Raw genomic sequence first — 24,228 nt, forward strand, 5'->3', positions numbered from 1 at the left:
CGTTAGAACTTGCCGGAGTTCACCCAGGTGCTCGGGTCGGTGATCTCCTCGGAGACCACCCAGTGCTCGACGATGAGGCCGTTCTCGACGCGGTAGAGGTCGATGAGGGCTTGCGCAATTCCGTCTTTGTCGGCCGCCGCGAGAACGGCAACGAAGTTTCCCGACCCGATGAGATTGTGAATCTGCTGGTAACGAACTGCGTGTGCATTGGCAAACGCAAGATAAGCGTCGCGGCCGTCGGCAATCAGCGGGTCGTGCTGGGCGAGATCGGGGTGCACAAACGACGCGGCGAGCGTGCGGTCGCCCTCGATGAGAACCTTCGTCACGTATTCGAAGACGAGCCGTTTGTTGACCTCGGTCTTGTCGAGATCCGTAACCTCGGTCGGGCCATCAAACGGTGTGCGCCCGCTCACGCTCGTGGGCTCGACTTCGGCGATCATGTCCCAGTGCTCGATGAGCTTGGCATCGTCGTCGGTGTCGAAAATGTCGGCGGTCACATAGGTGAATTCGCCGTTGTTGAGCTTCTGGCGGGCCTGGATGAAGACGAAGTGTCCATCTTCGAAGCCGCGAACGATCTCGATGTCGCGGAGGGGGTTGCGGGTCGTGAAGTCTGCGAAGAATTCGATGAAACCTTCGCGGCCGTCGCGCACGGGCGTGGAGTGCTGCGTGTAGCGCTGGCCCGCATAGTTGTTGATCGCGTCGACGTAGTTGCCGTCGCGGATACCTTCAAGATAGAGGCCCGTGACGTTGTCGAGTCGTTGTCCCATGGAGTGCTCCTAGCGGCGAGGTGAGGGGGTGCGATTGCGTGCTTCCAGCCTCCCGCGCGGAGCGCGTGCCGCACAGGTGCGACCACGACTGCTTATGGTGCAAAGTGGACAAGGCCGCGCCGGAACTCTGCGGGCGACGTGCCGATCACGCGCTCAAAGAACTTCGTGAAGTTGGTGGATTCGCTGAATCCGAGGGCTGTCGAGATGGATGCCACAGTGCCGTCGGTGTGCGCCAGTAGTCGTTTCGCCTCGAGCATGAGCCGCTCATCCAGCAGCGCTTTGGCGGTGAGGCCGGTGACGGTTTGGCACGCGCGGCTGACCGTGCGCTCGGAATAGCCGAGGCCCGTGACGTAGTCGCGAACGTTGCGGCTGCGGGTGAGATCGCGTTCGAGGGCGGCACGAAAGGCGAGGTAGGCGTGGGGGAGAGCGCCGCGGCCGGGCTCGCTGCTCGCGCGCTGATAGAGCGCGACGAGGGCGGCAAACAGAGCGGTGAGCAGGGTGACGGAGTGCTCGTCTGCTGTGAACCGCTGCTGTTCTCGCTCGATTGCGGCGACAAGGTCGAGCGCGGTGGTGAGGGAGTGCTCGCCGAGGTCGGCGTGAGTAGGGTCGCCGGGGAGCCACGCCGCCGCTCTCGTAGCGGTGGGCGATGCGACCACAACGCTGGCGCTGAGATCGTTCTGAACATGCCACTGCTGCACCTGGCCGGCGCGCACGAACAGCACTCGTCCGGGATGCAACGCGGTCGTCTGGAAGTCGACGGTGTGGGACCCCGTGCCGCTGCGGATGACGATCATGAGCTCGAAGGAGGGCCGCTGCGCGCGCTCGAAATACGCTGGCCCCATTCGTTCCACGAGCGCCGCGTAGTCGAGCACCTCGACGGGAAGCGCGTGGCCGTGCTCACTCGCGAAGTCGACCGGCAGCACGGTCTCGTCGCGCTCGTCGTCAATAGTGGCCACACGCTGATGGTAGTGGGCGGGAGTCGCGGGTGATCGTGACGCGGCGCCGGTCAGCCGCCGATTGCGAGCGATCGCCGGAACGACGCCAGATACCGCCGCTGCGCCGCGAAGCGCACCCACCGCGGCAGGCGTGGGTACACCGCCCGAGTGACCCGCATGATCCGGGTGAAGCGTCTCGGGTGATGGGGGAGCGCATACGCCTCGCGCAGTTCAGCGCTCAGGAGCCCAGCGGTCAGTACTCGAACGAGCGGCATCGAGGCGCGGAGCCACCAGGGTCCGCCGGTCGGATGTAGCAGCTGCTGGGCAACTCCGAGGCTCGCGTCCGTGACGCGCAACGAGGCCACGCTCTCGGTCCAGTACGCGGCGAAAGCCGCGCGGTCGGCGGGCCACAGCGCGCGCGGAACGCCCAGCGCGGTCGCGATCACGGCGTAGTCAGCGAGCAAGCTCTCGGCATCCACGTCGCGCAGCGGCCCGAAGACCAGCTCACGCACCCGCATCGCGGTGTCGTACAAAGTAGCGGCGACCCACAACTGCAGCTGCGGATCACGGGCGTCATAACTGTCTGCCCGCACCGGGCGGTGAGCCGCGCCCACGCGCCGGGCGACCTTGGCAGCCTCGGCCGGGGTGCCATACACGGTGACGTAGAGATAGGTGAGGGTGCCGTTGAGGCGATCCAAGGGGCGCCGCGCAAAGTCGCTGTGCTCGGCGACCGCCTGGCCCACAGCGGGGTGCGCGATTTGCAACAGGATGGCCGCCCCGCCGCCAGCCAGCAGAGCGACGTCGGCAGAGACATCCGCAATTCTGAGAGGGGCGGATGCGGGCATGAAGCCAGTTTAGGAGTGTGCAAACAGAAGATTTGCTGATCTTTCGCCCTGTACAGCCCGCTATCGGAAAACGCACAACGTTAGGCACGGTAAGGTTTTCTATTGGCGCGCGACTCATGGAGCCGACCAATTTGGCACCGATTCGCCGCCTTCCCCACTCACCATTACGCGCGGATTGGAATGAGCAGCGTGGATCTATATGAGTACCAAGCCAGGGACGTATTTGAGTCGTATGGCGTACCAGTACTTGCCGGCCTGATTGCCGACACCCCAGAAGAAGCCAAAGCAGCAGCCGAGAAAATCGGTGGAACTGTCGTTGTCAAGGCTCAGGTCAAGACCGGCGGTCGCGGCAAAGCAGGTGGAGTCAAGGTTGTTCACAACGCCGACGACGCCTACGCCGCAGCCGAGCAGATTCTTGGTCTCGACATCAACGGCCACACGGTCAAGCGAGTAATGATTGCTGCCGGTGCTCGCATCGCGCAGGAGTTCTACTTCTCCGTGCTGCTCGACCGAGCAAACCGCTCCTACCTTTCGCTGTGCAGCGTTGAAGGTGGAGTGGAAATCGAGGTGCTTGCTGTTGAGCGCCCCGAGGCTCTCGCCAAGATCGAGGTCAACCCGCTCACGGGTATCGACCTCGCCAAGGCCACCGAAATCGCGACCGCGGCCGGATTCTCCGCCGAGCTCGTCGAAAAGGTTGCGCCTGTCTTCGTCAAGCTCTACGACGTGTACAAGGGCGAGGACGCCACTCTCGTTGAGGTCAACCCTCTCGTGATCACCGAAGACGGCGACATCGTTGCCCTCGACGGCAAGGTCTCGATCGACGAGAACGCAGACTTCCGTCACCCCTCGCACGCCGAGCTCGAAGATGCTGACGCTGCTGATCCCCTCGAGGCGAAGGCTAAGGCCAACGGCCTCAACTACGTCAAGCTCGACGGTGAAGTGGGTGTCATCGGTAACGGTGCCGGCCTCGTCATGTCGACGCTGGACGTCGTTGCTTACGCTGGCGAAAACCACGGCAACGTGAAACCCGCCAACTTCCTCGACATCGGTGGCGGAGCATCCGCTGCTGTCATGGCCGCCGGCCTTGACGTCATTCTCAACGACCCTCAGGTCAAGAGCGTGTTCGTCAACGTCTTCGGTGGAATCACCGCGTGTGACGCTGTTGCTCACGGAATCGTGGGTGCGCTCGCCGAGCTCGGTGACTCCGCCAACAAGCCTCTCGTTGTTCGTCTCGACGGCAACAAGGTCGAGGAGGGTCGCGCGATTCTTGCTGAAGCGAACCACCCCCTCGTGACGCTAGCCGCCTCTATGGACGAGGGCGCCGACAAGGCTGCCGAACTCGCCAACGCCGCGAAGTAAGGAACCGAGCATGTCAATTTTCCTCAACAAGGACTCCAAGGTCATCGTTCAGGGCATCACCGGCGGTGAGGGCACCAAGCACACCGCCCTCATGCTTGCTGCTGGCACCCAGGTCGTTGGCGGTGTCAACGCCCGCAAGGCTGGCACCACCGTCACCCACGGCGACGTTGAGCTGCCCGTATTCGGCACTGTTGCTGAAGCCATGGAAAAGACGGGGGCGGATGTTTCGATCGCTTTCGTTCCTCCGGCCTTCACCAAGGATGCCGTTATCGAAGCCATCGACGCTGAGATGCCGCTGCTCGTCATCATCACCGAGGGTGTTCCCGTCGGCGACTCTGCCGAGTTCTGGGCTTACGCCCAGGAGAAGGGCAACAAGACCCGCATCATTGGTCCGAACTGCCCCGGCATCATCACGCCCGGTGAAGCACTCGTCGGTATCACGCCCGCGAACATCACCGGCAAGGGCCCGATCGGTCTCGTCTCCAAGTCGGGAACGCTCACGTACCAGATGATGTACGAACTCCGTGACCTCGGATTCTCGACCGCTATCGGTATCGGTGGCGACCCCATCATCGGCACGACGCACATCGACGCTCTTGCCGCGTTCGAGGCGGACCCCGAGACCAAAGCGATCGTCATGATCGGTGAGATCGGTGGAGATGCTGAAGAGCGTGCCGCTGACTACATCAAGGCTCACGTCACGAAGCCCGTTGTGGGCTACGTTGCTGGCTTCACGGCTCCCGAGGGTAAGACCATGGGTCACGCCGGTGCGATCGTTTCTGGCTCCGCCGGAACCGCTCAGGCCAAGAAGGAAGCACTTGAAGCTGCAGGCGTGAAGGTCGGCAAGACGCCGTCTGAAGCAGCCAAGCTCATGCGCGAAATTCTCGAAACTCTGTAGCTAACGCTTTCGCTACTCCAAGCGCCGCTCGTCTTTGTGACGAGCGGCGCTTGTTTCGTTATTGAGGGACTTCGGATGATGGTGCCGACGGGGCTTTTCTCATTGCGAAACCGACTGACAGCACGACGCTCTGCGCGAAGCTCAAGGTCAGGACAGCGATGCCCGAGTACGCCGCTACGTAATAGCTCGACGGGGTACCGATCGCACCAAGCAATGGCTCTTCGTAGAACCAGATTGTTTGCCCGGCAAACACGCCCAGCACCGCGATCAAGGCTGTCACTAGCCACGATGAAATCAAAAAATAGACTCTCATGCGCTCCTCCGCTGGGTTCTTCGTGCGGATCAGTCGGCCTGCGTTCAACTAGCGTCACGCTTGCGGATGACCAATATTCACCCTAAGTGATTTTGACTCAGTAGTCGACGGTTCGCATCAGGCGTGCGGTGCGGGATCGAGCTCGGGGGCGGCAGCGGCCGGTGCGCGCGTGCCGCTGCGTTGCGCCGCTGCTCCCGCGAGCACGACGAGGCCGATTCCGATCCACTGCACGAAGGACGGAATCTGGTGTAACACGATCAGGCCGATGAGCACTCCGAAGGCTGGTTCGAGCGACATGAGCGTTCCGAACGCGGTGTGGGTCATCCGGCGCAGCGCCAGCAGTTCGAGCACGAAAGGCACGACGGGGGAGAGCAGGGCCAGGCCGAGGGCGATGGGCAGCACGCGCCAGTCGAAGTCGGGGATGACCTGGGGCGCTCCCACGAAGGTGGTGATGAAGGCGGCGATGGGGATCGTCATCGCGAGCGAGCTGATTCCTGTGAAGCGATCACCGACCTTTTGGGTGAGCAGAATGTAGGTTCCCCAGCCGACTCCGGCGAGCAGCGCGAAACCGACGCCGATGAGATTCGTTTCGCCCTCCCACGGTTCGGTGAGCAGCACAACGCCGACCAGCGCCAAGGCGGGCCAGGCGAGCATCCGGGAACTGCCGCTTCGAATCGCGGCCACCGCGAGCGGCCCCAAGAACTCGATGGCCACGGCGGTGCCGAGCGGGATGTGTTCGAGCGCTGACAGAAAAGAGACAGACATGACCGCGCTGGCGACACCTAACCCGAGAAGGGGCCCGAGATCCTGACGGCGGATGCGACGCACCTGCGGCCGGGCAATGATCAAGAAGATGAGGCCACCGAGCGCCAACCGCAACCACGCGGTTCCGCTGGCGCCGACTTGCTCGATCAGCCCTACCGAAAAGGCTGAGCTCAACTGGATCATCATCATGGCGGCCACCGCCATCGACCACGCAGGGAGCGGCTCGCGCGCGCTACGCATGGGAGCGATCCGCTCGGGATGACGCGCCGATACCCGGTTCGAGCACGGACAAAACGAAGCGGGCGGGCATGCCGCTCGTGTTTTCGTAGGCGTGGTCTTCGTCGCCGGCGAAAGCCATCGAATCACCCGTGCCGAGCACGAACTTCTCGGCGGCCACGGTCATCGTGATTTCACCCTCGAGCAAGTGCAGCAGTTCTTGAGTGCCCGCACTGTGCGGTTCGCTCGAATGCGATTCGCCGGGCATGAAGGTCCACTCCCACAGTTCCAGAGCTTCGGGGATGTTGCTGGAGGCCAGCAGGATGCCGCGGCCGCCGTTCTCTCCCGCCCAGAGGGCTGCACCAGCACCGGCGCGCGTTACCTTCGCCTTCTGGGCGGTGGGCGGCTCCACGAGGGCGGGCAAGCTCGCGCCGAGGGCTTCGCTGAGGCGAAGCAGGGTGCCGACGCTGGGGTTCGCTGCGCCCTGCTCAACGTTGACCAGCATCCGGCGGCTGACTCCCGCTTTCTCGGCGAGCTGGTCGAGTGTCAGCGTGCGCGCGTGGCGCTCGTTCTTTACGCGGGTGCCGATCGTGCGTGCAAGGAGCTCGGTGGGTTCATCCATGAGTGCAGCATAGTGCACTGATAGTGCATTGCTGAAGGGGCCGAGTCTCGACGCCGAGATGCCACCAAGGCAGTCCCCCAAAGAGCGGACAATAAGTCACGTTAAGGTAACGCTGATCGATGAAGACCCCCTGAAGAGGGGTAGAACGTGCATATAGTGGCTCGTGGTGCGTGCCCGACCACCAGCTTTGCAAACACGCTCTGATCAGCGTGTGTACGTCACATAGGCAAGTCCCATTCACAGAAGAATAGGAACATTCGTGAGCATTCGAAGAGTCATATCGGTAGTGGCGGCGACAACTCTTGTCGCCACTTCCCTGGTTACCGGCGCCGCACTCGGCGCCACAGCTGCACCAGCATCCATTGGTGGCGGCGGCCAAACTGAATTCACCCCGGGACGTTACATCGTCACCATGGTGGATCAGGCTGCTGCAACCTACGACGGTGGTGTACGCGGTTTTGACGCAACAACCCCACCCGATGGCGAGCAGCTCGACACTCGCCGCCAAGTAGTGCAGGACTACACCGAGTATTTGGAAGAGAAGCAAGACGATGTCGCGGCATCCGTCGGAGCTGACATCGATTATTCGTACACGCTTGCGACCAACGGCTTCGCAGCCGACTTGACCGCGGCCCAAGCAGTTGAGCTTTCGGCCAACAAGCTCGTTGCCTCGATCGTTCCGGATGAGCTGAAGAAGATCACCGCAGCGCAGCGGTCAACAGAGTTCCTTGGCCTTGAAGGCGCCGACGGACTCTGGGCCGCAACCGGCGGAGCAGAGACTGCCGGCGAGGGAATCGTTGTCGGTGTCCTTGACACCGGCTTCGCTCCGGAGAACCCGGCCTTCGCTGGTGACGCTCTCGGCAGCACGCCGGGTGCCGAACCCTACCGCGATGGTGACTCCATCGTCTTCGAGAAGTCAGACGGTCAAACCTTCACGGGTGTCTGCACCGAGGGCGACCAGTTCACCGCCGAGGACTGCACGACCAAGGTCATCAGCGCTCGCTACTTCGTTGACGGCTTCGGTGCCGGCAATCTCGGCGACGCGAGCGTTGGCGAGTACGTCTCGCCGCGCGACGGCGACGGTCACGGCTCGCACACCGCGAGCACGGCAGCCGGAAACCTTGAAGTCGACGCTAACGTCGGTGGCAACGCTCTCGGGTACTTCTCCGGAGTGGCTCCCGCCGCCAAGATCGCTGCCTACAAGGTGTGCTGGAGTGGACCAGACCCCGTTGATACGACGGACGACGGTTGTGCATCCACTGACCTTCTCGCCGCGATCGACCAGGCTGTCGCTGACGGTGTTGACGTGATCAACTACTCGATCGGTGGAGGCGCTGCTTCCAGCACCGTTTCGCCTACCGACCAGGCCTTCCTCGGTGCCGCTGCAGCCGGCGTTTTCGTCGCTGCTTCTGCCGGAAACTCTGGCCCCGATGCGTCAACGCTCGACAACGCGGCACCGTGGATCACCACGGTCGCCGCCAGCACCATCCCGAACTACGAAGCCACCGTCACCCTCGGTGACGGCCAAGAGTTCGCCGGTGCATCGATCACGGTCGACCTCGACCCTGCTGCAGAACCGCTGACGGGTGAGCTCGTCTACGCGGCGGATGTCGCCCTCGAGGGCGCAGTTGACCCCGACCTGTGCCTCGCTGACACTCTCGACCCGGCTCTCGTTGACGGCAAGATCGTGGTCTGTGACCGCGGAGTCATCGCTCGCGTCGACAAGTCGGCCGAGGTTGCGCGCGCTGGCGGTATCGGTGCGGTTCTTGTGAACGTGACGCCGAGTTCGACCGACCTCGACACCCACGTGATTCCGACCATCCACTTGGATGCTCAGTACCGCGATGCTGTCCTTGCGTATGCAGCGACCGAAGGTGCGACCGCGACCTTCACGCCCGGCAACGAAACCGCGTACCAGCCGCCGACACCTCAGGTCGCTGGCTTCTCCTCGCGTGGTCCCGTTGAAGCTGACGGCAGCGACATCATCAAGCCCGACATTTCGGCACCCGGCGTGGGAATCCTCGCCGCCAGTGCCAATGCTGAAGGAGCCGAGCCCACGTTCGCGCTGCTCTCGGGCACCTCGATGTCATCGCCGCACATTGCTGGTCTCGCCGCGCTCTACCTCGGGGAGCGCCCCAACGCGACTCCCGCTGAGATCAAGTCGGCGTTCATGACAACCGCGTACGACACCGTGGATGGCGACGGAAACCCCGTCACCGATCCCTTCACGCAGGGCTCCGGTCACGTTGACCCCACCAAGTTCTTTGAACCTGGCCTGCTCTACCTGAACGGCATCGGCGATTGGCTGTCCTACATTGAGGGCGCTGGCTACGATGTGCTCGACCCCGCGGTCGAAGCAATCGATCCCAGTAATCTCAATCTGGCATCCATCGGTATCGGTTCGCTGACGGCAGCCGAGACGATTACTCGCACCGTGACCTCCACTCAGGCGGGCACGTTCGAGGCATCCATCTCCGTTCCGGGAATCGACGCCACGGTGTCGCCCTCAACGCTGACCTTTGGCGCTGCCGGCGAGACTCAGAGCTACGAAGTGACGATTAGCCGAACGGATGCTCCGCTCGACCAGTTCACCACCGGAGCTCTCACGTGGACCAGTGGCGACACCGTCGTGCACAGCCCCATCGCTGTGCGCCCCGTCACCATCCTCGCGCCGGATACGGCAAGCGGAACCGGAACCTACGGCGCCGTTGAAGTAACGGTCACGCCCGGCGGAACCGGCGACATCCCGCTGACCTCGACCGGCCTCACCGCTGGAGTCTTCTACGAAGACCCCACTGGCACCGAAACCGAGCACTCGGGTTCTGGTGTGAGCGGAGACGAGTTTGAGTACGCAGCAACCGTGCCCGAGGGCACAACGTATGCGCGCTTCGATCTCGACTCGATCGATGACACCGCCGACCTCGACCTGATCGTGTACCTGCTCGATGGCAGTGGCACTCCGATCGCCGGGTGGCAGTCAGCCACGGGAGCCGCCGATGAGCGCGTCAACCTTGCTGATCCGACACCGGGTGACTACCTCGTGATCGCGTCGGTGTATGCCGCGAACCCGTCGACCGCGTTCGACGTGCGCACCTTCGCCGTCGTGCCTGGCGCGGGAGAGCCCCTCGGATTGGACCCCGAAGTTCTCCCGGGTGTGCAGGGTGAAGCAGTGAGCTACACCGCATCGTGGGAGGGCCTGGCTCCCTTCACGAACTACCTGGGGCTCGTCAGCTATGGCGACACTGGGGCAACGACCGCGATTGAGGTTGTGACGCAAGAAGATGTTCTGCCGGGTACGCCCGTGAACACCGTATTGCCGACCATCTCGGGCAAGCCACTTGTCGGCAAGAAGCTCACGGCTAACCCCGGTGAGTGGGATGTTGACGGGCTGAAGTTCAGCTACCAGTGGCAGGCAAACGGCGAGAACATCGCCGGCGCCGACAAGCGCAAGTACACGGTCACGAACGCTGACGAGGGCAAGGCGATCACCGTCGTCGTCACCGCCAGCAAGAAGGACCTGCCAAGCGCAAGCGCCACCTCCGAGGCTGTGATGATCAACTACAGCTCGAGCGTGAGCCTGTCAGTGAGCAAGCACGTTGCCTTCTCGTGGAATACCGTGAGCGCCACCATCCGAGTCGCTACCGGTGAGGACGCCGCAGCGACCGGAACCGTGAAGGTGACGGTCGACGGCAAGAAGGTTGACACCATCACGCTGGACGAAGCCGACAACGGAAAGGTGACGGTGAAGCTGCCGAAGCTCGACCGTGGCCTGCACCAGGTGAAGGCAGAGTTCACTCCGGCCGGTGACAACGTGACTGGCTCAAGCAGTCGCAACGACTGGGTGTGGATCGTCTTCTAGGCGACACCTGCTCAGTAGCTAACACTCAACAACGGCTGGTCGCCTCCCCACGGGCGGCCAGCCGTTGTTGTGTGTTGCCGCGCTCGCAGTGTTAGGCGCGTTGGCGCGCTGGGTGTTAGTCGTCGGTGGGCCGCCGCACAACGGGCGGCGGCCACGCGGTGTAGCCGAGTTCGCGCGAGATATTGCGGGCAGTTTCGCGCAACACATTCAATACGTTGTCTTCGGGCGGCCATTCGCTGGAGTGAAGTACGACGGCCACGGCGGCGATGACGTTGCCGTTGCGGTCGGCGATAGGGGCCGCAATCGAGGATTCGCCGAGAACCGCTTCATCTTGCTCCGTGGCGATGCCGCGCTCGGCAATCTGCGCAAACTGCAGAATGAGCTTCGAGGGATCGGTGATGGTGTCACCGGTGAGGCTGCGCAGTGGTTTCTCAAAAAGCTGGTCGGCGGCATCCGCGTTGTAGGTCAACAGGATTTTGCCCATGGCGGAGGCGTGCACGGGAATGGAGAGGCCTGTCTCTGGCATTTGTTCGGTGCCATCTGGCCGATTGTTGTGATGGATGACGATGACTTCGTCGAAAAGTTCGGAGCCGAGGCGAACGGCGAGCCCGGTGCGTCGGGAAAGTTCTTGCGTCCAGCGCATGGCGCGAGCGCGAACATCGAGGGTGTCGAGATAGACATTGGAGAGTTTTAGTAGGGCCGGGCCGAGCATGTAGCGGTTGCCGTTGGGTTCTTTGGCGACGAGTCCGTGCACTTGAAGGGACTTGACGATGCCATGCACGGTGGACGGCGGAAGCGAGAGTAAGCCGGCGAGCTCGGTGATGCCGAGATGGCGTGCACCTTGGAGCGACGAGAGCACCTGTGCTGCTCGATCAATGGATTGGATCAACGCTGTTCCCCGTCATTTAGCCGGTATTCATTATCTCGGCACTGATGGTCCACTTTTGTAGCGACAGTGCTTGACAAGATATAACTGAACGTAGCATATTCGACATTATCGAATAACGTTCCGATATTGACGAACGTTCGCGACACCCGGTCGCACGCGCAATACAAGTTCAAAGGAGAACTCATGGATGAGAACAAGCAGTGGCAGAAGCTGGCTGCGGAGTTTCTAGGAACCGCCTTCCTCGTTTTCGTCGGCGTTGGCTCAGTGCCCGCGACGTTCATCTTGAATGGTGATGAGCCATTCACCATGGCGAGTCTCGGAATCATCTCCTTCGCGTTCGGTCTGATCGTGGTCGTCACGGTCTATGTCTTCGGCTACATCTCCGGAAACCACATCAACCCCGCCGTCACCCTCGGCCTCGCTGTCGCCGGTAAGTTCGCGTGGCGCGAAGTGCCCGGCTACCTCATCGCTCAGCTCCTCGGTGCAACCGCCGGTGCCTTTGCGATCGTCGGCGTTCTTGGTCAGGCTGCTGTGGATGCCGGTCTTGGTGTCGCCGCCTACAACCCCGACACGATTCCCGTCGGACAGGCATTCTTCGCCGAGTTCGTCGGAACGTTCCTCCTCGTCTTCACCGTCTTTGGAGTTATCCACCGCAAGGCAGCCCCCGGCTTTGCCGGACTCGCCATTGGTTTCGTCGTCTTCGCCGCCATCATTCCCGTTGGCCCGATCACTGGTGCATCCATCAACCCCGCTCGTACCACTGGTCCGATGCTCGTTCAGCAGATCATGGGCGGCGAAGTGGCGTGGGAGCAGCTGTGGGTCTACCTCGTAGCTGAACTGCTCGCTGGTGTGCTTGCCGCACTTGCTTTCGGTTTCATTTCCAAGACCAACGCCGACAACGAGACCCTCACTGAAGCACTCACAGAAGAGAAGGCCAAGTAATGAAGAAACTGATCAATACCCCCGAATCGGTACTCGCCGACGCGCTCGCCGGAATCGACGCCGCGCATCCAGAGCTCAAGGTCGACCACGTCAACCGCGTGATCTACCGTGCAGAACCCACTCGCGCGGGCAAGGTTGCGCTGATCTCTGGTGGCGGCTCGGGCCACGAACCGCTTCACGGCGGCTTCGTTGGCTTCGGGATGCTCGACGCAGCGTGTGCCGGCGAAGTCTTCACCTCGCCCACCCCCGACCAGATGCAGGAAGCGACCAAGGTTGCTGACTCTGGTGCTGGCGTGCTGCACATCGTCAAGAACTACACCGGCGACGTCATGAACTTCGAGATGGCCGCCGAAATGGCCGAAGCGGAAACCGGAGTGAAGGTTGCCTCGGTCGTCGTCAACGACGACGTGGCCGTTCAGGACTCGCTCTTCACAGCCGGACGCCGCGGCGTTGGCCTCACCGTATTGCTCGAAAAGATCGTCGGCGCAGCAGCGGAAGAGGGGCAAGACCTCGCCGCGGTCACCGCACTGGCACACCGTGTCAACGACTCCGGCCGCTCCATGGGTATGGCACTCACCAGCTGTACCGTTCCGGCCGCAGGCAAGCCGACCTTCGATCTGCCAGACGACATGATGGAAATCGGCGTCGGCATCCACGGAGAACCCGGTCGTCACCGCGAAAAGCTCGCGGATGCGGCATCCATCGCTAAGCAACTGGTCGACCCGATCTTGGCCGACATGGACTTCACAGGATCACCAGCCATTGTGATGATGAACGGTATGGGCGGCACCCCGCAGATCGAGTTGTACATCATGTACAACGAGGTCGCAAAGCTGCTCAAGGCTGCCGGAGTTGAGGTTGTGCGCAACCTCGTCGGTGACTACATCACGAGCCTTGATATGGCCGGATGCTCGGTCACGATCCTCAAGGCTGACGATGAAATGTTGAAACTATGGGATGCCCCGGTGAACACCGCCGGGCTCCGCTGGGGAGTCTAAGAACTATGTCTACAAGCACCATCTCGCTCGACCAACTGATCGCCTGGCTTTCGCGGTTCCGCGATCTCGTGACCGAGAAACAGAGCTACCTGACCGAACTCGATTCGGCCATCGGCGACGCTGACCACGGCTCCAATATGGTTCGCGGTATGAACGCAGTGGTCGAGAAGATTGGTGCGGAACCCGCGACCGCCGCCGACGCACTGCTGAAGTCTGTAGGTATGACTTTGGTGACGTCCGTCGGCGGCGCGAGCGGTCCCCTCTATGGCACGCTCTTCCTGCGCATGGGCGTGAACGCTGGCCCCGTGACCGAGCTTGACGCTGCCGCCCTCGGCGCAGCACTGCGAGCCGGTCTTGAGGGCGTAGTGGCACGGGGCAAGGCTGAAGCGGGCGACAAGACCATGTTTGACGCCATCGCTCCGGCGCTCGACGCGTGGGATGTCGCTGTCGCTGACGGTGCCGATGTTGCTGCCGCGGCATCCGTTGCTCTCGCTGCTGCTGACAAGGGCCGCCTAGCGACCGAACCGCTCGTTGCCCGCAAGGGTCGGGCGAGCTACCTCGGTGAGCGTAGCGCCGGCCACATCGACCCGGGTGCCACCTCGAGCACACTGCTCTTCCAGGCACTCGACGACACCGTTTCGAGCTGATCGTGATTGGCATTGTGGTCGTAAGCCACAGCCCTGCCCTCGCGCAGGCCGCTGTGGATCTCGCGCTTGAAATGGTGGGGGAGACCCCGCCGCCGATCGCGATCGCTGCGGGGGCTGGCGACGGCATCATCGGTACGGATGCCGTGAAAGTTGCTGCGGCAATCGACGAGGTCGCCAGCGGTGAGGGCGTTCTCGTCTTCATGGATCTCGGCTCAGCGGTGCTCAGCAGCACCATGGCCACCGAGTTCATGACAACAACGGACGAGGTGCGGCTCACCGATGCGCCCTTCGTAGAAGGACTCATCGCGGCAATTGTGCTCGCCAATGCAGGGGCCTCGCTCGACGAGGTCGACCGCGAAGCGCGGGCAGCAATGGGCGCAAAGCAGAGTCAGCTTGCTGACCAGGGCGGTGCTGCTGCCGCGGATGCTGCTCTTGCCGCTGAGGCACCCGCTGCGGCCGCTCCTGCCGCGGATGGCACGTCAGCGGACCCCACAGAAGTCACCGTCGAAGTTCCGCTTGTGAACCCTGATGGCTTGCACGCGCGCCCTGCATCGCTCATTGTGCAGGCGCTCGCGGGAGTGGACGCCAAGCTTACGATCACCGACGTGACCGCCGGCAAGGGACCGGTTTCGGGCAACAGCCTGATCGGAATCATGTCGCTTGGCGCTGCCAAAGACCACGTCCTCAAGTTCACGGCCACCGGCGGCGCGGCACAAGAGGCCGTCGACACGCTTGTCACGATGACGGGCGATGGCTTCGGAGAACTCGCGAGCTAGCAAATTCGCGGCGTCACCCGCCTGAGTTTCGCCAGCCTGAGCGCCACCGGTCCGCCCGGCGGCGGCATCCATAACGCTGACAGATCGATCTATTTTCGGTCCGCCGTCGCGGCTGTTGGCGCGCGGGCGGGTACGCTCACCGAGACATGAATCGCCAGCTCACTCTTCTCTTCGCCGCCTTCGAGGCGCTCCTCGTTGTCGCTATCGGGATCGCGATTCCGCTGGTTCCGCTGACGCTGCTGTGGGGCATCCACTACGGCTTGGCCATCGACTGGACTGTGTTCTGGCGTGCCGCCGTTGATATTTGGCTTGTCGGCCATGGCGTCGATATCACCGTTGTGCTTGATCCGACCGTCGCGAGTGCCGTCGGTTTGCCCGCAGCGAGCACACCGGTCACGATCACCATGGCGCTGCTCGGGTTCGCTCTTCTGACTCTTCTGCTCGGTGTTCGGGCTGGTCGTCGGGTCGCCGAGACGCCCCACATGCTGCTCGGCACGCTCGCCTCGCTTGCCACCTTCGGTGCCGCTTCGCTTGTGCTCACCTTGTCGGCTCTGCATCCGGTGGCGCGCCCATCGCTGTGGCAGGGCACTCTCTTACCGACTGTTGTGTTCGCGGTGGGGCTGCTGATTGGCAGCCAAATCGTGTCAGCAGCCAACCCGGTGTCGGGAGGCATTCGCCGCTGGATTGCGGGATGGCCAGCTCACGTGCGCACGATCGTGGCCACCGCGCTGCGGGGCGGGGCGATCGCGGCTGCCGGTTTGCTCACGGTCGCGTCTCTCGTGACGACGCTCGCGATTGTCACGTCCTTCGCCGAAATCATCACGCTGTATGAAGGACTCCACACCGAGGTGCTGGGTGGCGTCGCGGTGACGATCGGCCAACTCGCGCTGTTACCGAACATCGTGTTGTGGGCGGCTGCCTGGCTCGTGGGTCCTGGCTTTGCGATCGGAACAGGTTCCGCTGTGTCGCCCCTGGCCACCACCCTCGGGCCCATTCCTGCCATCCCCGTTTTTGGTGCCCTGCCGAGCGGAGATTTCGCATTCGGATTCGCCGGACTCCTCGCCCCCGTTGTCGTCGGCTTCCTCGTCGCCGCCGTGCTCGGCCCGCGTATCGCCGGAGAACTGCGTCGCCGCGAACTGGCCATCGTCGCGGTCGGTATCGGGCTTACGGCCGCAGCCATCATGGGGTTGTTGACGTGGGCATCCGCGGGAGCTGCCGGTCCCGGACGACTCGTTGATGTTGGCCCGGAGCCGTGGATTGTTGCCCTGTGGGCGTTCGTGGAGTTTTCGGTCGCAGCGGGGCTCGGTCTTCTGGCGTCCGCACGCCCGGAGCGCACTGACGACGGCTTCACTGAGCGCTAGGCTGGGTGCGTGCTCACACTCGTTGTCTTGATTTCCGGGGGCGGGTCTAACCTCGCCGCCCTGCTCGAAGCGGCCGAGAGTGCCGACTTCCCTGCCCGTGTCGTCGCCGTTGGCGCCGACCGCGTTGCTGACGGGCTCGACCATGCCGAGCATTACGGCATCCCCACCTTCTCTGTCGCGATGTCGAACTTCAAGAACCGCGATGAGTGGGGCGATGAACTTCTGGAGCAGATCCAGTTCTGGAACGCTGACCTCGTCGTGCTGAGTGGCTTCATGAAGCTGCTGCCGCCGCGCGTCGTCGAGGCTCTTTCGCCCAACATCATCAACACTCATCCGGCCTACCTGCCGGAGTTTCCGGGAGCCCACGCGGTTCGCGATGCGCTTGCTGCTGGGGCAACCCAGACGGGTGCCAGTGTTATCAAGGTCGACAACGGTGTCGATAGTGGTCCGATCATCGTGCAAGAGCGCGTTGCAATCGAGCCGGGAGACACCGAAGAACACCTGCACGCCCGCATTAAGCCGATCGAACGGCGCTTGCTCGTGCAGACGATCGAAGACATTGCCACCAATCGCATCAACCTAAAGGAACTCTGAATCCCATGAGCGGCCCTAGCCACAACCCAGCCGATTTCCGCGAACGCGATGTCGTTCCCATCCGCCGCGCCCTTATTTCGGTGAGCGACAAGTCGCGACTCCTCGACCTCGCGGGTGCGCTTGCCGATGCGGGCGTAGAGCTCGTCTCGACCGGTTCCACAGCGAAGACGATCGCCGAAGCCGGTTATGACGTCACCGAGGTATCGACCGTCACGGGTTTCCCCGAGTCGCTCGATGGTCGCGTCAAGACGCTGCACCCGTCCGTGCACGCCGGCATTCTCGCTGACCTGCGCCTTGAGTCGCACGAAGCTCAGCTCGCCGAGCTCGGCATCAAAGCCTTCGACCTCGTTGTTGTGAACCTCTACCCCTTCGTGGAAACAGTTGCCTCTGGCGCTGCTCCCGCCGACATCGTCGAGCAGATCGACATCGGGGGCCCCGCCATGGTGCGCGCCTCCGCCAAGAACCACGCCAACGTTGCCATCGTCACGAGCCCAGACAGCTACGACGAGATCATCGCCGCGGCAGCGGGGGAGGGCACGACCTTCGCTCAGCGTTATGCGCTCGCCTCCAAGGCCTTCGCCCAGACCGCCGCCTATGACACCGCTGTGTCGCAGTGGTTCCTGACCGGTGCGCTTCTCGGTGAGACGGATGCCGCGGCATCCGCCCCCACACTGCCGGTGCACCTCGAGGTTGCCGCCGACCAGCTCGCCGTACTTCGCTATGGCGAGAACGCCCACCAGCAGGCAGCCCTCTACGGTGTGGCCGCTCAGCCCGGAATCGCGCAGGCCACGCAGCTCGGTGGCAAAGAGATGTCGTACAACAACTACGTGGATGCCGACGCCGCTCTGCGCGCCGCCTTCGACCACGACACTCCCGCTGTTGCGGTCATCAAGCACGCTAACCCGTGCGGAATCGCCACTGCGGCCAGCATCGCGGAGGCTCACGTTTTGGCGCACGCCTGCGACCCGATCTCGGCCTACGGCGGAGTGATCGCGGCCAACGGAATCATCACGAAGGCTGCTGCCGAGTCAATCGCTCCGATCTTCACCGAGGTTGTTGTTGCTCCCGGCTTTGAGCCTGAAGCACTCGAAATATTGAAGGCCAAGAAGAACCTGCGCTTGCTGCAGCTGCCTGAGGGCTACGCGCGTGACAGCCGTGAGCTGCGCCAGATCTCGGGCGGCATGCTCGTGCAAGAACTGGATAAGCACTTCTCCCCGGCCTCCGCGTGGACGCTCGCTGCCGGTGACGCCGCCGATGCCGAGACACTCGCCGACCTTGAGTTCGCGTGGCGAGCGGTGCGCGCCGTGAAGTCGAACGCTATTTTGCTGGCTAACGGCGGAGCATCCGTGGGTGTCGGTATGGGGCAGGTCAACCGTGTTGACTCGTGCCAGTTAGCGATCTCGCGGGCTGGTGACCGTGCCGCAGGTTCCGTTGCGGCCAGTGACGCGTTCTTCCCCTTCGCTGATGGCCTGCAGTTGCTGCTCGATGCGGGTGTGCGTGCGGTGGTTCAGCCTGGCGGTTCGATCCGTGACGAAGAAGTGATTGCGGCAGCGGTTGACGCTGGCGTGACCATGTACTTCACGGGTGAGCGGCACTTCTTCCACTAACAAATGTCGCCTGGTGTACGCCGGCTCTCTCCGGGGAGCCGGCGTAAGGCAAACGCATAGAATCTTCCCGGTAAGTTGGGGCGCATGATCAGTGCACAACGGCGTATGGCCGCAGCTTTTATTTCCGGAATTGCCGTTGCCGGCACCGTCTACCTCGCAACCGGGCTGGCGTTCTTTACGTCGAACGGTGCTGCGGCAGAGAACCTGCCGACGATCGCCGAGTACTTCTTGCCGATGGCACTTGTGCTCTTCTTGCTCTACTCGCTCGCGGCGGCGCTCGAGATTCACCGCTACTGGTACACGACCGCAGTGTCGGCTCTCGTGATCGGCATCGCCGCGGCCTTCTTCGGCACCGCCCTCGGCATCATTGCCTCGGGAGCCGAATGGAATCCCGAAGCGATGGCCTTCATCTTGGCAAGCCTGCTCGGCACGAACCTCATCTTTGTCGTCGCCACGATCGTGACCGCCCTGACGGTTGGTCGCCGCGTGTGGTTTGCCATGGTCGCCCGTGCCCCGCAGTCGACCTCCACGCTGACCGCTCTCGTACGTGCCCCCTCCTCGCGCATGGCTGAGGGAGAACTGACTCACCTCGACCGTGTTCCCGTGGATGCCGACCTTGCCGATTCGCAGTGGGAGGCCTACGTTGCCGCCCTCAAAGACAACGGCTTCGAAGTAATCGAAGTGCCCGCCGACGACGATCTCGCCGATTCTGTTTTCATCGAAGACACCGTGGTGATGTTCGGCGAGGTTGCGGTGCTCACGAGCCCCGGTGCTGAGAGCCGTCAGGCTGAGATTGATGCTGTTCGCGAGAGCGTCGCTGGACTGGGTCTCGAACTCCGCGAGATCACTCAGCCGGGAACTCTCGACGGTGGTGACGTTCTCAAGGTCGGCTCCACGGTTTATGTGGGACGCGGTGGTCGCACTAATGCTGAAGGTATCCGTCAGTTGCGCGCGATCGTAACGCCCCTGGGCTACACCCTCATTGCCGTGCCGGTCGAGAAGGTGCTGCACCTCAAGAGCGGTGTCACGGCTCTTCCCGACGGCACGATCATTGGGTACCCCGATCTCGTCGACAATGTCGACCTCTATGACCGTTTCTTGGCCGTGCCCGAGGCCGAAGGTGCCGCTGTTGTGGTGCTGTCGGATGACGCGGTGCTGATGTCATCGTCGGCCCCGAAAACCGCGGCCCTCATCGAGAACCTCGGGTATCGCGTCGTGACTGTAGACGTGTCAGAGTTTGAGAAGATGGAGGGCTGCGTCACGTGCCTCTCCGTCCGCATCCGCTGAATTGAGACTCTGTCAAAAAATTTGTGGATAGTGATTGTGAAAGCGCCGGGGCGGGCATATTCTAAAAGGCTGTCTGCCCCGCGCCAATCACGACGAGGAGCAGCGGTTCACGGTCGCACACGACGCGACCCGCAGTAATCGCGATCCCTGAACGCAGGGATCCCTCTCGTCAAGGATCCATGGTGTCACCACAGTCTGACCAGCCAGAACGCGTGAAAGCGGTCGGCACTTTTGCGGCTATCCGCCGGCTTTACCCCTACGCCAAATCGGCCATGCCGTTCATCTACCTCGGCATGGCAGCAGCGCTCGCCGCCGGAATTGTGGCGTTGCTCATCCCGCAAGTGTTGCGCTCGCTCGTGGATGGGCCGCTTCAGTCGGGCGATTCAAGCCAGATTTGGCCCGCCTTCTTCATCGTTCTCGGGCTCGGCATTGTCGAGGCGATCATGATCGCGCTTCGTCGCTACTTTGTGCTGACGCCGGGAACCCATGTCGAGGCGCGCATGCGCAACACCCTCTACATGACCTTGCAGCACCTGCCGGTGAGCTTCCACGACCGGTGGCCGAGCGGCCAGCTGCTGTCACGGGCCGTCAGCGACCTCAACCTCATCCGTCGGTGGCTGTCGTTCGGACTCGTGTTGCTCGTGGTCAACGTGCTCACGATCATCGTGGGGCTGCTGTTCCTCGTAAACATCTCGTGGGTGCTCGGCGTGATCTTTATCGTCACCTCGATCCCGTTGTGGATCTACGGGTACGTCTTCGAAAAGAAGTACTCGATCGTGGCCCGCCGCAGCCAAGACCAGACCGGTGACCTCGCGACGGCCGTCGAAGAGTCGGTGCACGGCATCCGTGTTCTGAAAGCCTTTGGTCGAGGAAAGCACGCGCTCATCGGCTTCTCGGCTCAGGCCGAAAGCTTGCGTGGCACCGAGATTGAGAAGGCCCGCGCTATCGCCGGCATCTGGCTCTGGCTGCTGCTCGTGCCCGACGTCATGTTTGCGCTCGGACTTCTCGGCGGCGTGTGGCTCGTTGTTGAGGGCAACATCTCTGCCGGTGACCTGGTCGCGTTCTTCGCCACGGCCACCGTGTTGAGGTTCCCCGTAGAGTCGATCGGCTTCCTGCTCTCGATGACTTTCGATGCGCGCACCGCCGCCGACCGTTTCTTCGAAGTGATGGACTCAGCAAACCCCATCACCGACCCCGAACACCCCGAAACGATCACGGATAGCCGGGGTCACCTTCAGTTCACGAACGTGCACTACCGCTACCCCGATTCGCCCGCGAATGTTCCCGACCTCGTCAACGGCATCGACTTGAGCATTGAGCCAGGCGAGACCATGGCCCTCGTGGGGCTGACGGGCTCGGGCAAATCGACGATCACGGCCCTCACAACACGTCTCTACGACGTGACAGAAGGGTCAATCAGCATCGACGGCGTCGACATCCGCAACCTCACCCTGATTGAGCTGCGGCGTCACCTGGCGATGGCGTTCGAGGATGCCACGCTGTTCTCATCGAGCGTGCGCGAGAACGTGCTCATGGGGCGCCCCGATTCCACCGAAGAAGAACTGCGCGAAGCGTTGAGCATCGCGCAAGCCGACTTCGTGTACGACCTGCCCAAGGGCCTCGACACGCTCGTCGGTGAAGAGGGCCTGAGCTTGTCAGGTGGTCAACGGCAGCGCCTCGCGCTCGCTCGCGCCGTCGCCGCGAAGCCCGCGGTGCTTGTGCTCGATGACCCGTTGTCGGCGCTCGACGTCGACACTGAAGCACTTGTCGAGGCCGCGCTGCGCAAGGTGCTGAGCTCCACGACCGCGCTTATCGTCGCTCACCGCCCATCGACCGTGATGCTCGCTGACCGCGTTGCTCTTCTCGAAGATGGCAAGGTCACCGCGGTCGGAAAGCACTCCGACCTGCTGGCGACCAGCAGTCACTACCGTTACGTCATATCCAGTCTTGAAGAGGAAGAGCAGGAGGTCAGTTCATGAGCGTGATGGGAACCTCCGGCGAAGAACGCAACGACTACACCAAGGACGAGAGCCGTCAGATTCGGCAGCGCTCGCTGCGCCTGCTCGGATCGTTGATCGCGCCCGTGCGCCTTCGTGTTGTCCTCACGATGGCTGTTGTTGTCGTGAGCACTGCCGCGCAAGTGGCTGGCCCCGCGCTGATCGCGTACGGCATCGACAACGCGTTGCCCGCCCTCATCGACGGCGAAACGTTGCCGCTCGTGCTTGTCGTCAGCGCGTACCTGTTCACAGGCATCGTTGGCGCATCAATGATCGCCTGGTACACCGTGCTGAGCGCCCGCGTGAGCCAAGCAATCCTGTTCGACTTGCGCAAACGCGTCTTCTTGCACACGCAACGGCTGAGCCTTGAATTCCACGAGAGCTACACCTCGGGGCGCATCATCGCGCGTCAAACGAGTGACCTCGATGCGATTCGCGAACTACTCGACTCGGGTATCAACCAGCTCGTGCAGGGTGCGCTCTACATGGGATTCATCGCTATCGCGATGTTCTCGCTCGACTGGGTGAGCGGCGTCATTCTGTTCTTCGCGCTAATACCGTTGGGCTTCCTCACGCGTTGGTTCCAGGTGCGGTCGCAATTGCACTTTCGTGAGACGCGCACGACTTCGGCCAAGCTGATCGTGCACTTTGTGGAGACCATGACCGGCATCCGTGCGGTGAAGGCCTTCCGCAAAGAAGAGCGCAACCGCGAACAATTCGGGGGGCTCGTTGAGAATTATCGGGATGCCAACGCCCGCGTCATCCAATTGTTCGGAATCTTTGACCCGGGTCTGGTTCTCATCGGAAACGTTGCTCTTGCGATGATCCTGCTCGTGGGCGGCCTGCGTGTCTCGACCGGCGATCTCGCGATCGGTGCCCTGCTCGGCGCGCTGCTGTATGCCCGCCAGTTCTTTGCGCCTGCGCAAGAGATGGCGATGTTCTACAACTCCTACCAGTCCGCTGCCGCGGCTTTGGAGAAGATTTCGGGAGTGCTCGAAGAGCGCCCGACCGTTGCTGACCCCACGACTCCGATTGACCTGCGCAAGGCCAAGGGAACCGTGAAGTTCGACGGTGTGGAATTTGCCTACAACGCCGACAAGGTGATCCTGCCGAAGTTTGATCTTGAGCTGCCAGCCGGTCAGACAGTCGCGATGGTGGGAACGACGGGTGCCGGAAAGTCGACCCTCGCGAAGCTCATTTCGCGCTTCTACGACCCCAGCCAGGGCACCGTGTCGCTCGACGGTGTCGACCTGCGCAAGCTGCATCCGAAAGATCTGCGCCGTGCCATCGTTATGGTCACGCAAGAGGCGTACCTGTTCTCGGGCAACGTTGCCGACAACATTGCGCTCGGTAAGCCCGATGCGACCCGCGAGGAGATCGTGAAGGCTGCGAAGGCGGTTGGCGCGCACGAATTCATTGAAGCGCTGCCCAACGGTTACGACACCGACGTAAACAAGCGTGGCGGTCGAGTGAGTGCCGGGCAGCGACAACTGTTGTCGTTTGCGCGCGCGTTCATCGCCGACCCTGTCGTGCTGATTCTGGATGAGGCAACCGCGTCGCTCGATATCCCGAGCGAACGCCTTGTTCAGGCTGGCCTTCAGACGCTGCTCTCCGACCGCACCGCCATCATCATTGCGCACCGTCTATCGACGGTCGCAATCGCTGACCGCGTGCTCGTCATGGAACACGGTCGCGTCATCGAAGATGGCACCCCGCAAGATCTCATTTCGGGCTCCGGCAAGTTCGCGCAATTGCACGCGGCCTGGCGGGACTCGCTCGTTTAGGGGCGGTATCGCGCTAACCGTAGGTTGACGCGATAGCTGCCGTCGGGCATCCATGTCAGCGGCGTTGATTCGGCCTCGTAGTGCACGAGCGCCCGATCTTCGTGAGCGAGGGGTGGATGCCCGCCAGAACGGATGACGCGCCACCACGCCACGTCGGAACCGTAGCGGGCCATCACGGTGCCGACGGCCCGCGCGGCTCGCGAGCCGATCGTGGCAGCGACCTCGCCGTAGGTCATCACGTGGCCGGGCGGGATCGATTCAACGACCTCGAGCACGCGGCTCACGAAATCGTCGCTAGGAGCGGGCACGCTTAGAGCGTGTATTCGCCGAGCTTCTCGCCGTATTGAGTTTCGCCGACGACCTTGAAACCGACCTTGAGGAAGAACTGCTCAGGGCCGTCGTCGCCCTCTTCCCAAATGGCGGTGATGCGATCGAAGCCACGGCTGCGTGCTTCTTCAGCGATTGCCTTCACGGCGAAACGACCGATTCCTTGACCCTGCTCGTCACCGGCGACGCTCACGCGCCAGATGCAGCTGCGAAACTCTTCTTGAGACGCATCGGGGTCGAAATTGCCCCGGACGAATCCGACGACCTTGTCGCCGTCAACGACAACGCGCGGCCACGACGTCAGCGGGTCAATGAAGGCATCCGCGATCGCGTAGGAGGGCGGCGTAACGAACTGCTCCTGCCCGCGACGCAGCGACAGGTTGTTGGCAGCCACGATGGTGCTTGCCGATAATTCTTCAAGTCTTAGCTCACCCATGAAT

22 protein-coding genes are annotated in these 24,228 nt (G+C 62.6%); 13 read left to right on the forward strand and 9 right to left on the reverse strand.

Translation table 11 applies throughout. The features are described 5' to 3' along the window. Nucleotides 1-2: 2 nt before the first annotated feature. The 3 genes from I6E74_RS04160 to I6E74_RS04170 form a co-directional block, all read right to left on the reverse strand. Nucleotides 3-767 carry a nuclear transport factor 2 family protein gene (locus tag I6E74_RS04160; RefSeq protein WP_197123213.1) on the reverse strand — a complete coding sequence of 255 codons (765 nt, stop codon included), beginning with the start codon at nucleotides 765-767 and terminating at the stop codon, nucleotides 3-5. 92 nt (nucleotides 768-859) lie between these two features. Next, the gene (locus I6E74_RS04165) at nucleotides 860-1,723 is read right to left on the reverse strand and encodes a helix-turn-helix transcriptional regulator (RefSeq protein WP_307784374.1); all 864 of its coding nucleotides are present in this window, start codon (nucleotides 1,721-1,723) and stop codon (nucleotides 860-862) included. Between the two features lie 50 nt (nucleotides 1,724-1,773). Beyond that, nucleotides 1,774-2,547 carry an oxygenase MpaB family protein gene (locus I6E74_RS04170; RefSeq protein ID WP_197123215.1) on the reverse strand — a complete coding sequence of 258 codons (774 nt, stop codon included), beginning with the start codon at nucleotides 2,545-2,547 and terminating at the stop codon, nucleotides 1,774-1,776. Nucleotides 2,548-2,736: 189 nt separating this feature from the next. Here I6E74_RS04170 and sucC point away from each other — a divergent pair, with 189 nt between their 5' ends. Both sucC and sucD read left to right on the forward strand, forming a co-directional pair. Next, a complete protein-coding gene (sucC, locus tag I6E74_RS04175; protein ID WP_129073528.1) occupies nucleotides 2,737-3,906 on the forward strand; it encodes an ADP-forming succinate--CoA ligase subunit beta in 1,170 nt (389 codons plus the stop codon). Between the two features lie 10 nt (nucleotides 3,907-3,916). After that, entirely contained in the window at nucleotides 3,917-4,804 is an 888-nt protein-coding gene (sucD, locus tag I6E74_RS04180; RefSeq protein WP_129072143.1) for a succinate--CoA ligase subunit alpha, read from the forward strand. 58 nt (nucleotides 4,805-4,862) lie between these two features. Here sucD and I6E74_RS04185 read toward each other — a convergent pair whose 3' ends face one another. The 3 genes from I6E74_RS04185 to I6E74_RS04195 all read right to left on the reverse strand — a co-directional run bounded on the left by I6E74_RS04185 (nucleotide 4,863) and on the right by I6E74_RS04195 (nucleotide 6,720). After that, nucleotides 4,863-5,117 carry a hypothetical protein gene (locus tag I6E74_RS04185; RefSeq protein ID WP_197123217.1) on the reverse strand — a complete coding sequence of 85 codons (255 nt, stop codon included), beginning with the start codon at nucleotides 5,115-5,117 and terminating at the stop codon, nucleotides 4,863-4,865. Nucleotides 5,118-5,234: 117 nt separating this feature from the next. Then, a complete protein-coding gene (locus tag I6E74_RS04190; protein WP_197123219.1) occupies nucleotides 5,235-6,122 on the reverse strand; it encodes a DMT family transporter in 888 nt (295 codons plus the stop codon). After that, nucleotides 6,115-6,720 carry a helix-turn-helix domain-containing protein gene (locus tag I6E74_RS04195; protein ID WP_197123221.1) on the reverse strand — a complete coding sequence of 202 codons (606 nt, stop codon included), beginning with the start codon at nucleotides 6,718-6,720 and terminating at the stop codon, nucleotides 6,115-6,117. The genes I6E74_RS04190 and I6E74_RS04195 overlap by 8 nt, the downstream gene beginning before the upstream one ends. Before the next feature lie 259 nt (nucleotides 6,721-6,979). On the opposite strand from I6E74_RS04195, the gene I6E74_RS04200 reads away from it, so the two are divergent. Continuing rightward, on the forward strand, nucleotides 6,980-10,579 hold the full coding sequence (locus I6E74_RS04200) for a S8 family serine peptidase (protein ID WP_197123223.1): 3,600 nt from the start codon (nucleotides 6,980-6,982) through the stop codon (nucleotides 10,577-10,579). A 115-nt stretch (nucleotides 10,580-10,694) separates the two neighbouring features. Here I6E74_RS04200 and I6E74_RS04205 read toward each other — a convergent pair whose 3' ends face one another. Continuing rightward, a complete protein-coding gene (locus tag I6E74_RS04205) occupies nucleotides 10,695-11,468 on the reverse strand; it encodes an IclR family transcriptional regulator (RefSeq protein WP_197106390.1) in 774 nt (257 codons plus the stop codon). A gap of 183 nt (nucleotides 11,469-11,651) precedes the next feature. Here I6E74_RS04205 and I6E74_RS04210 point away from each other — a divergent pair, with 183 nt between their 5' ends. The 10 genes from I6E74_RS04210 (at nucleotide 11,652) to I6E74_RS04255 (ending at nucleotide 23,461) form a co-directional block, all read left to right on the forward strand. Next, entirely contained in the window at nucleotides 11,652-12,410 is a 759-nt protein-coding gene (locus tag I6E74_RS04210) for an MIP/aquaporin family protein (protein WP_197123225.1), read from the forward strand. Next, the gene (gene dhaK, locus I6E74_RS04215; protein ID WP_197123227.1) at nucleotides 12,410-13,408 is read left to right on the forward strand and encodes a dihydroxyacetone kinase subunit DhaK; all 999 of its coding nucleotides are present in this window, start codon (nucleotides 12,410-12,412) and stop codon (nucleotides 13,406-13,408) included. Before I6E74_RS04210 ends, dhaK begins: the two co-directional genes overlap by 1 nt. Nucleotides 13,409-13,413: 5 nt before the next feature. Continuing rightward, a complete protein-coding gene (gene dhaL, locus I6E74_RS04220) occupies nucleotides 13,414-14,055 on the forward strand; it encodes a dihydroxyacetone kinase subunit DhaL (RefSeq protein WP_197123229.1) in 642 nt (213 codons plus the stop codon). A gap of 2 nt (nucleotides 14,056-14,057) precedes the next feature. Continuing rightward, on the forward strand, nucleotides 14,058-14,831 hold the full coding sequence (dhaM, locus tag I6E74_RS04225; protein ID WP_197123231.1) for a dihydroxyacetone kinase phosphoryl donor subunit DhaM: 774 nt from the start codon (nucleotides 14,058-14,060) through the stop codon (nucleotides 14,829-14,831). Nucleotides 14,832-14,977: 146 nt separating this feature from the next. Then, the gene (locus tag I6E74_RS04230; RefSeq protein WP_197123233.1) at nucleotides 14,978-16,192 is read left to right on the forward strand and encodes a DUF6350 family protein; all 1,215 of its coding nucleotides are present in this window, start codon (nucleotides 14,978-14,980) and stop codon (nucleotides 16,190-16,192) included. 9 nt (nucleotides 16,193-16,201) lie between these two features. Continuing rightward, on the forward strand, nucleotides 16,202-16,786 hold the full coding sequence (gene purN / locus I6E74_RS04235) for a phosphoribosylglycinamide formyltransferase (protein WP_197123235.1): 585 nt from the start codon (nucleotides 16,202-16,204) through the stop codon (nucleotides 16,784-16,786). Nucleotides 16,787-16,791: 5 nt separating this feature from the next. Next, complete coding sequence (gene purH, locus I6E74_RS04240) at nucleotides 16,792-18,393, forward strand: bifunctional phosphoribosylaminoimidazolecarboxamide formyltransferase/IMP cyclohydrolase (RefSeq protein ID WP_197109514.1); 1,602 nt, start codon at nucleotides 16,792-16,794, stop codon at nucleotides 18,391-18,393. 84 nt (nucleotides 18,394-18,477) lie between these two features. Then, on the forward strand, nucleotides 18,478-19,680 hold the full coding sequence (gene ddaH / locus I6E74_RS04245; protein ID WP_304611036.1) for a dimethylargininase: 1,203 nt from the start codon (nucleotides 18,478-18,480) through the stop codon (nucleotides 19,678-19,680). Nucleotides 19,681-19,859: 179 nt separating this feature from the next. Next, nucleotides 19,860-21,659, forward strand: coding sequence for an ABC transporter ATP-binding protein (locus I6E74_RS04250; protein WP_197123237.1), 1,800 nt, complete (start codon nucleotides 19,860-19,862; stop codon nucleotides 21,657-21,659). Then, nucleotides 21,656-23,461, forward strand: a complete 1,806-nt coding sequence (locus I6E74_RS04255) for an ABC transporter ATP-binding protein (RefSeq protein ID WP_197123239.1) — start codon at nucleotides 21,656-21,658, stop codon at nucleotides 23,459-23,461. The genes I6E74_RS04250 and I6E74_RS04255 overlap by 4 nt, the downstream gene beginning before the upstream one ends. On the opposite strand, the gene I6E74_RS04260 is transcribed toward I6E74_RS04255, so the two are convergent. Both I6E74_RS04260 and I6E74_RS04265 read right to left on the reverse strand, forming a co-directional pair. After that, the gene (locus I6E74_RS04260; RefSeq protein ID WP_197123241.1) at nucleotides 23,458-23,769 is read right to left on the reverse strand and encodes an MGMT family protein; all 312 of its coding nucleotides are present in this window, start codon (nucleotides 23,767-23,769) and stop codon (nucleotides 23,458-23,460) included. The genes I6E74_RS04255 and I6E74_RS04260 overlap by 4 nt on opposite strands. Nucleotides 23,770-23,771: 2 nt before the next feature. Then, a complete protein-coding gene (locus I6E74_RS04265; protein ID WP_197123243.1) occupies nucleotides 23,772-24,224 on the reverse strand; it encodes an N-acetyltransferase in 453 nt (150 codons plus the stop codon). Nucleotides 24,225-24,228 lie beyond the last annotated feature (4 nt).

Source organism: Salinibacterium sp. SWN139 (assembly GCF_015864625.1).
In the GTDB taxonomy this organism is placed as follows: domain Bacteria; phylum Actinomycetota; class Actinomycetes; order Actinomycetales; family Microbacteriaceae; genus Rhodoglobus.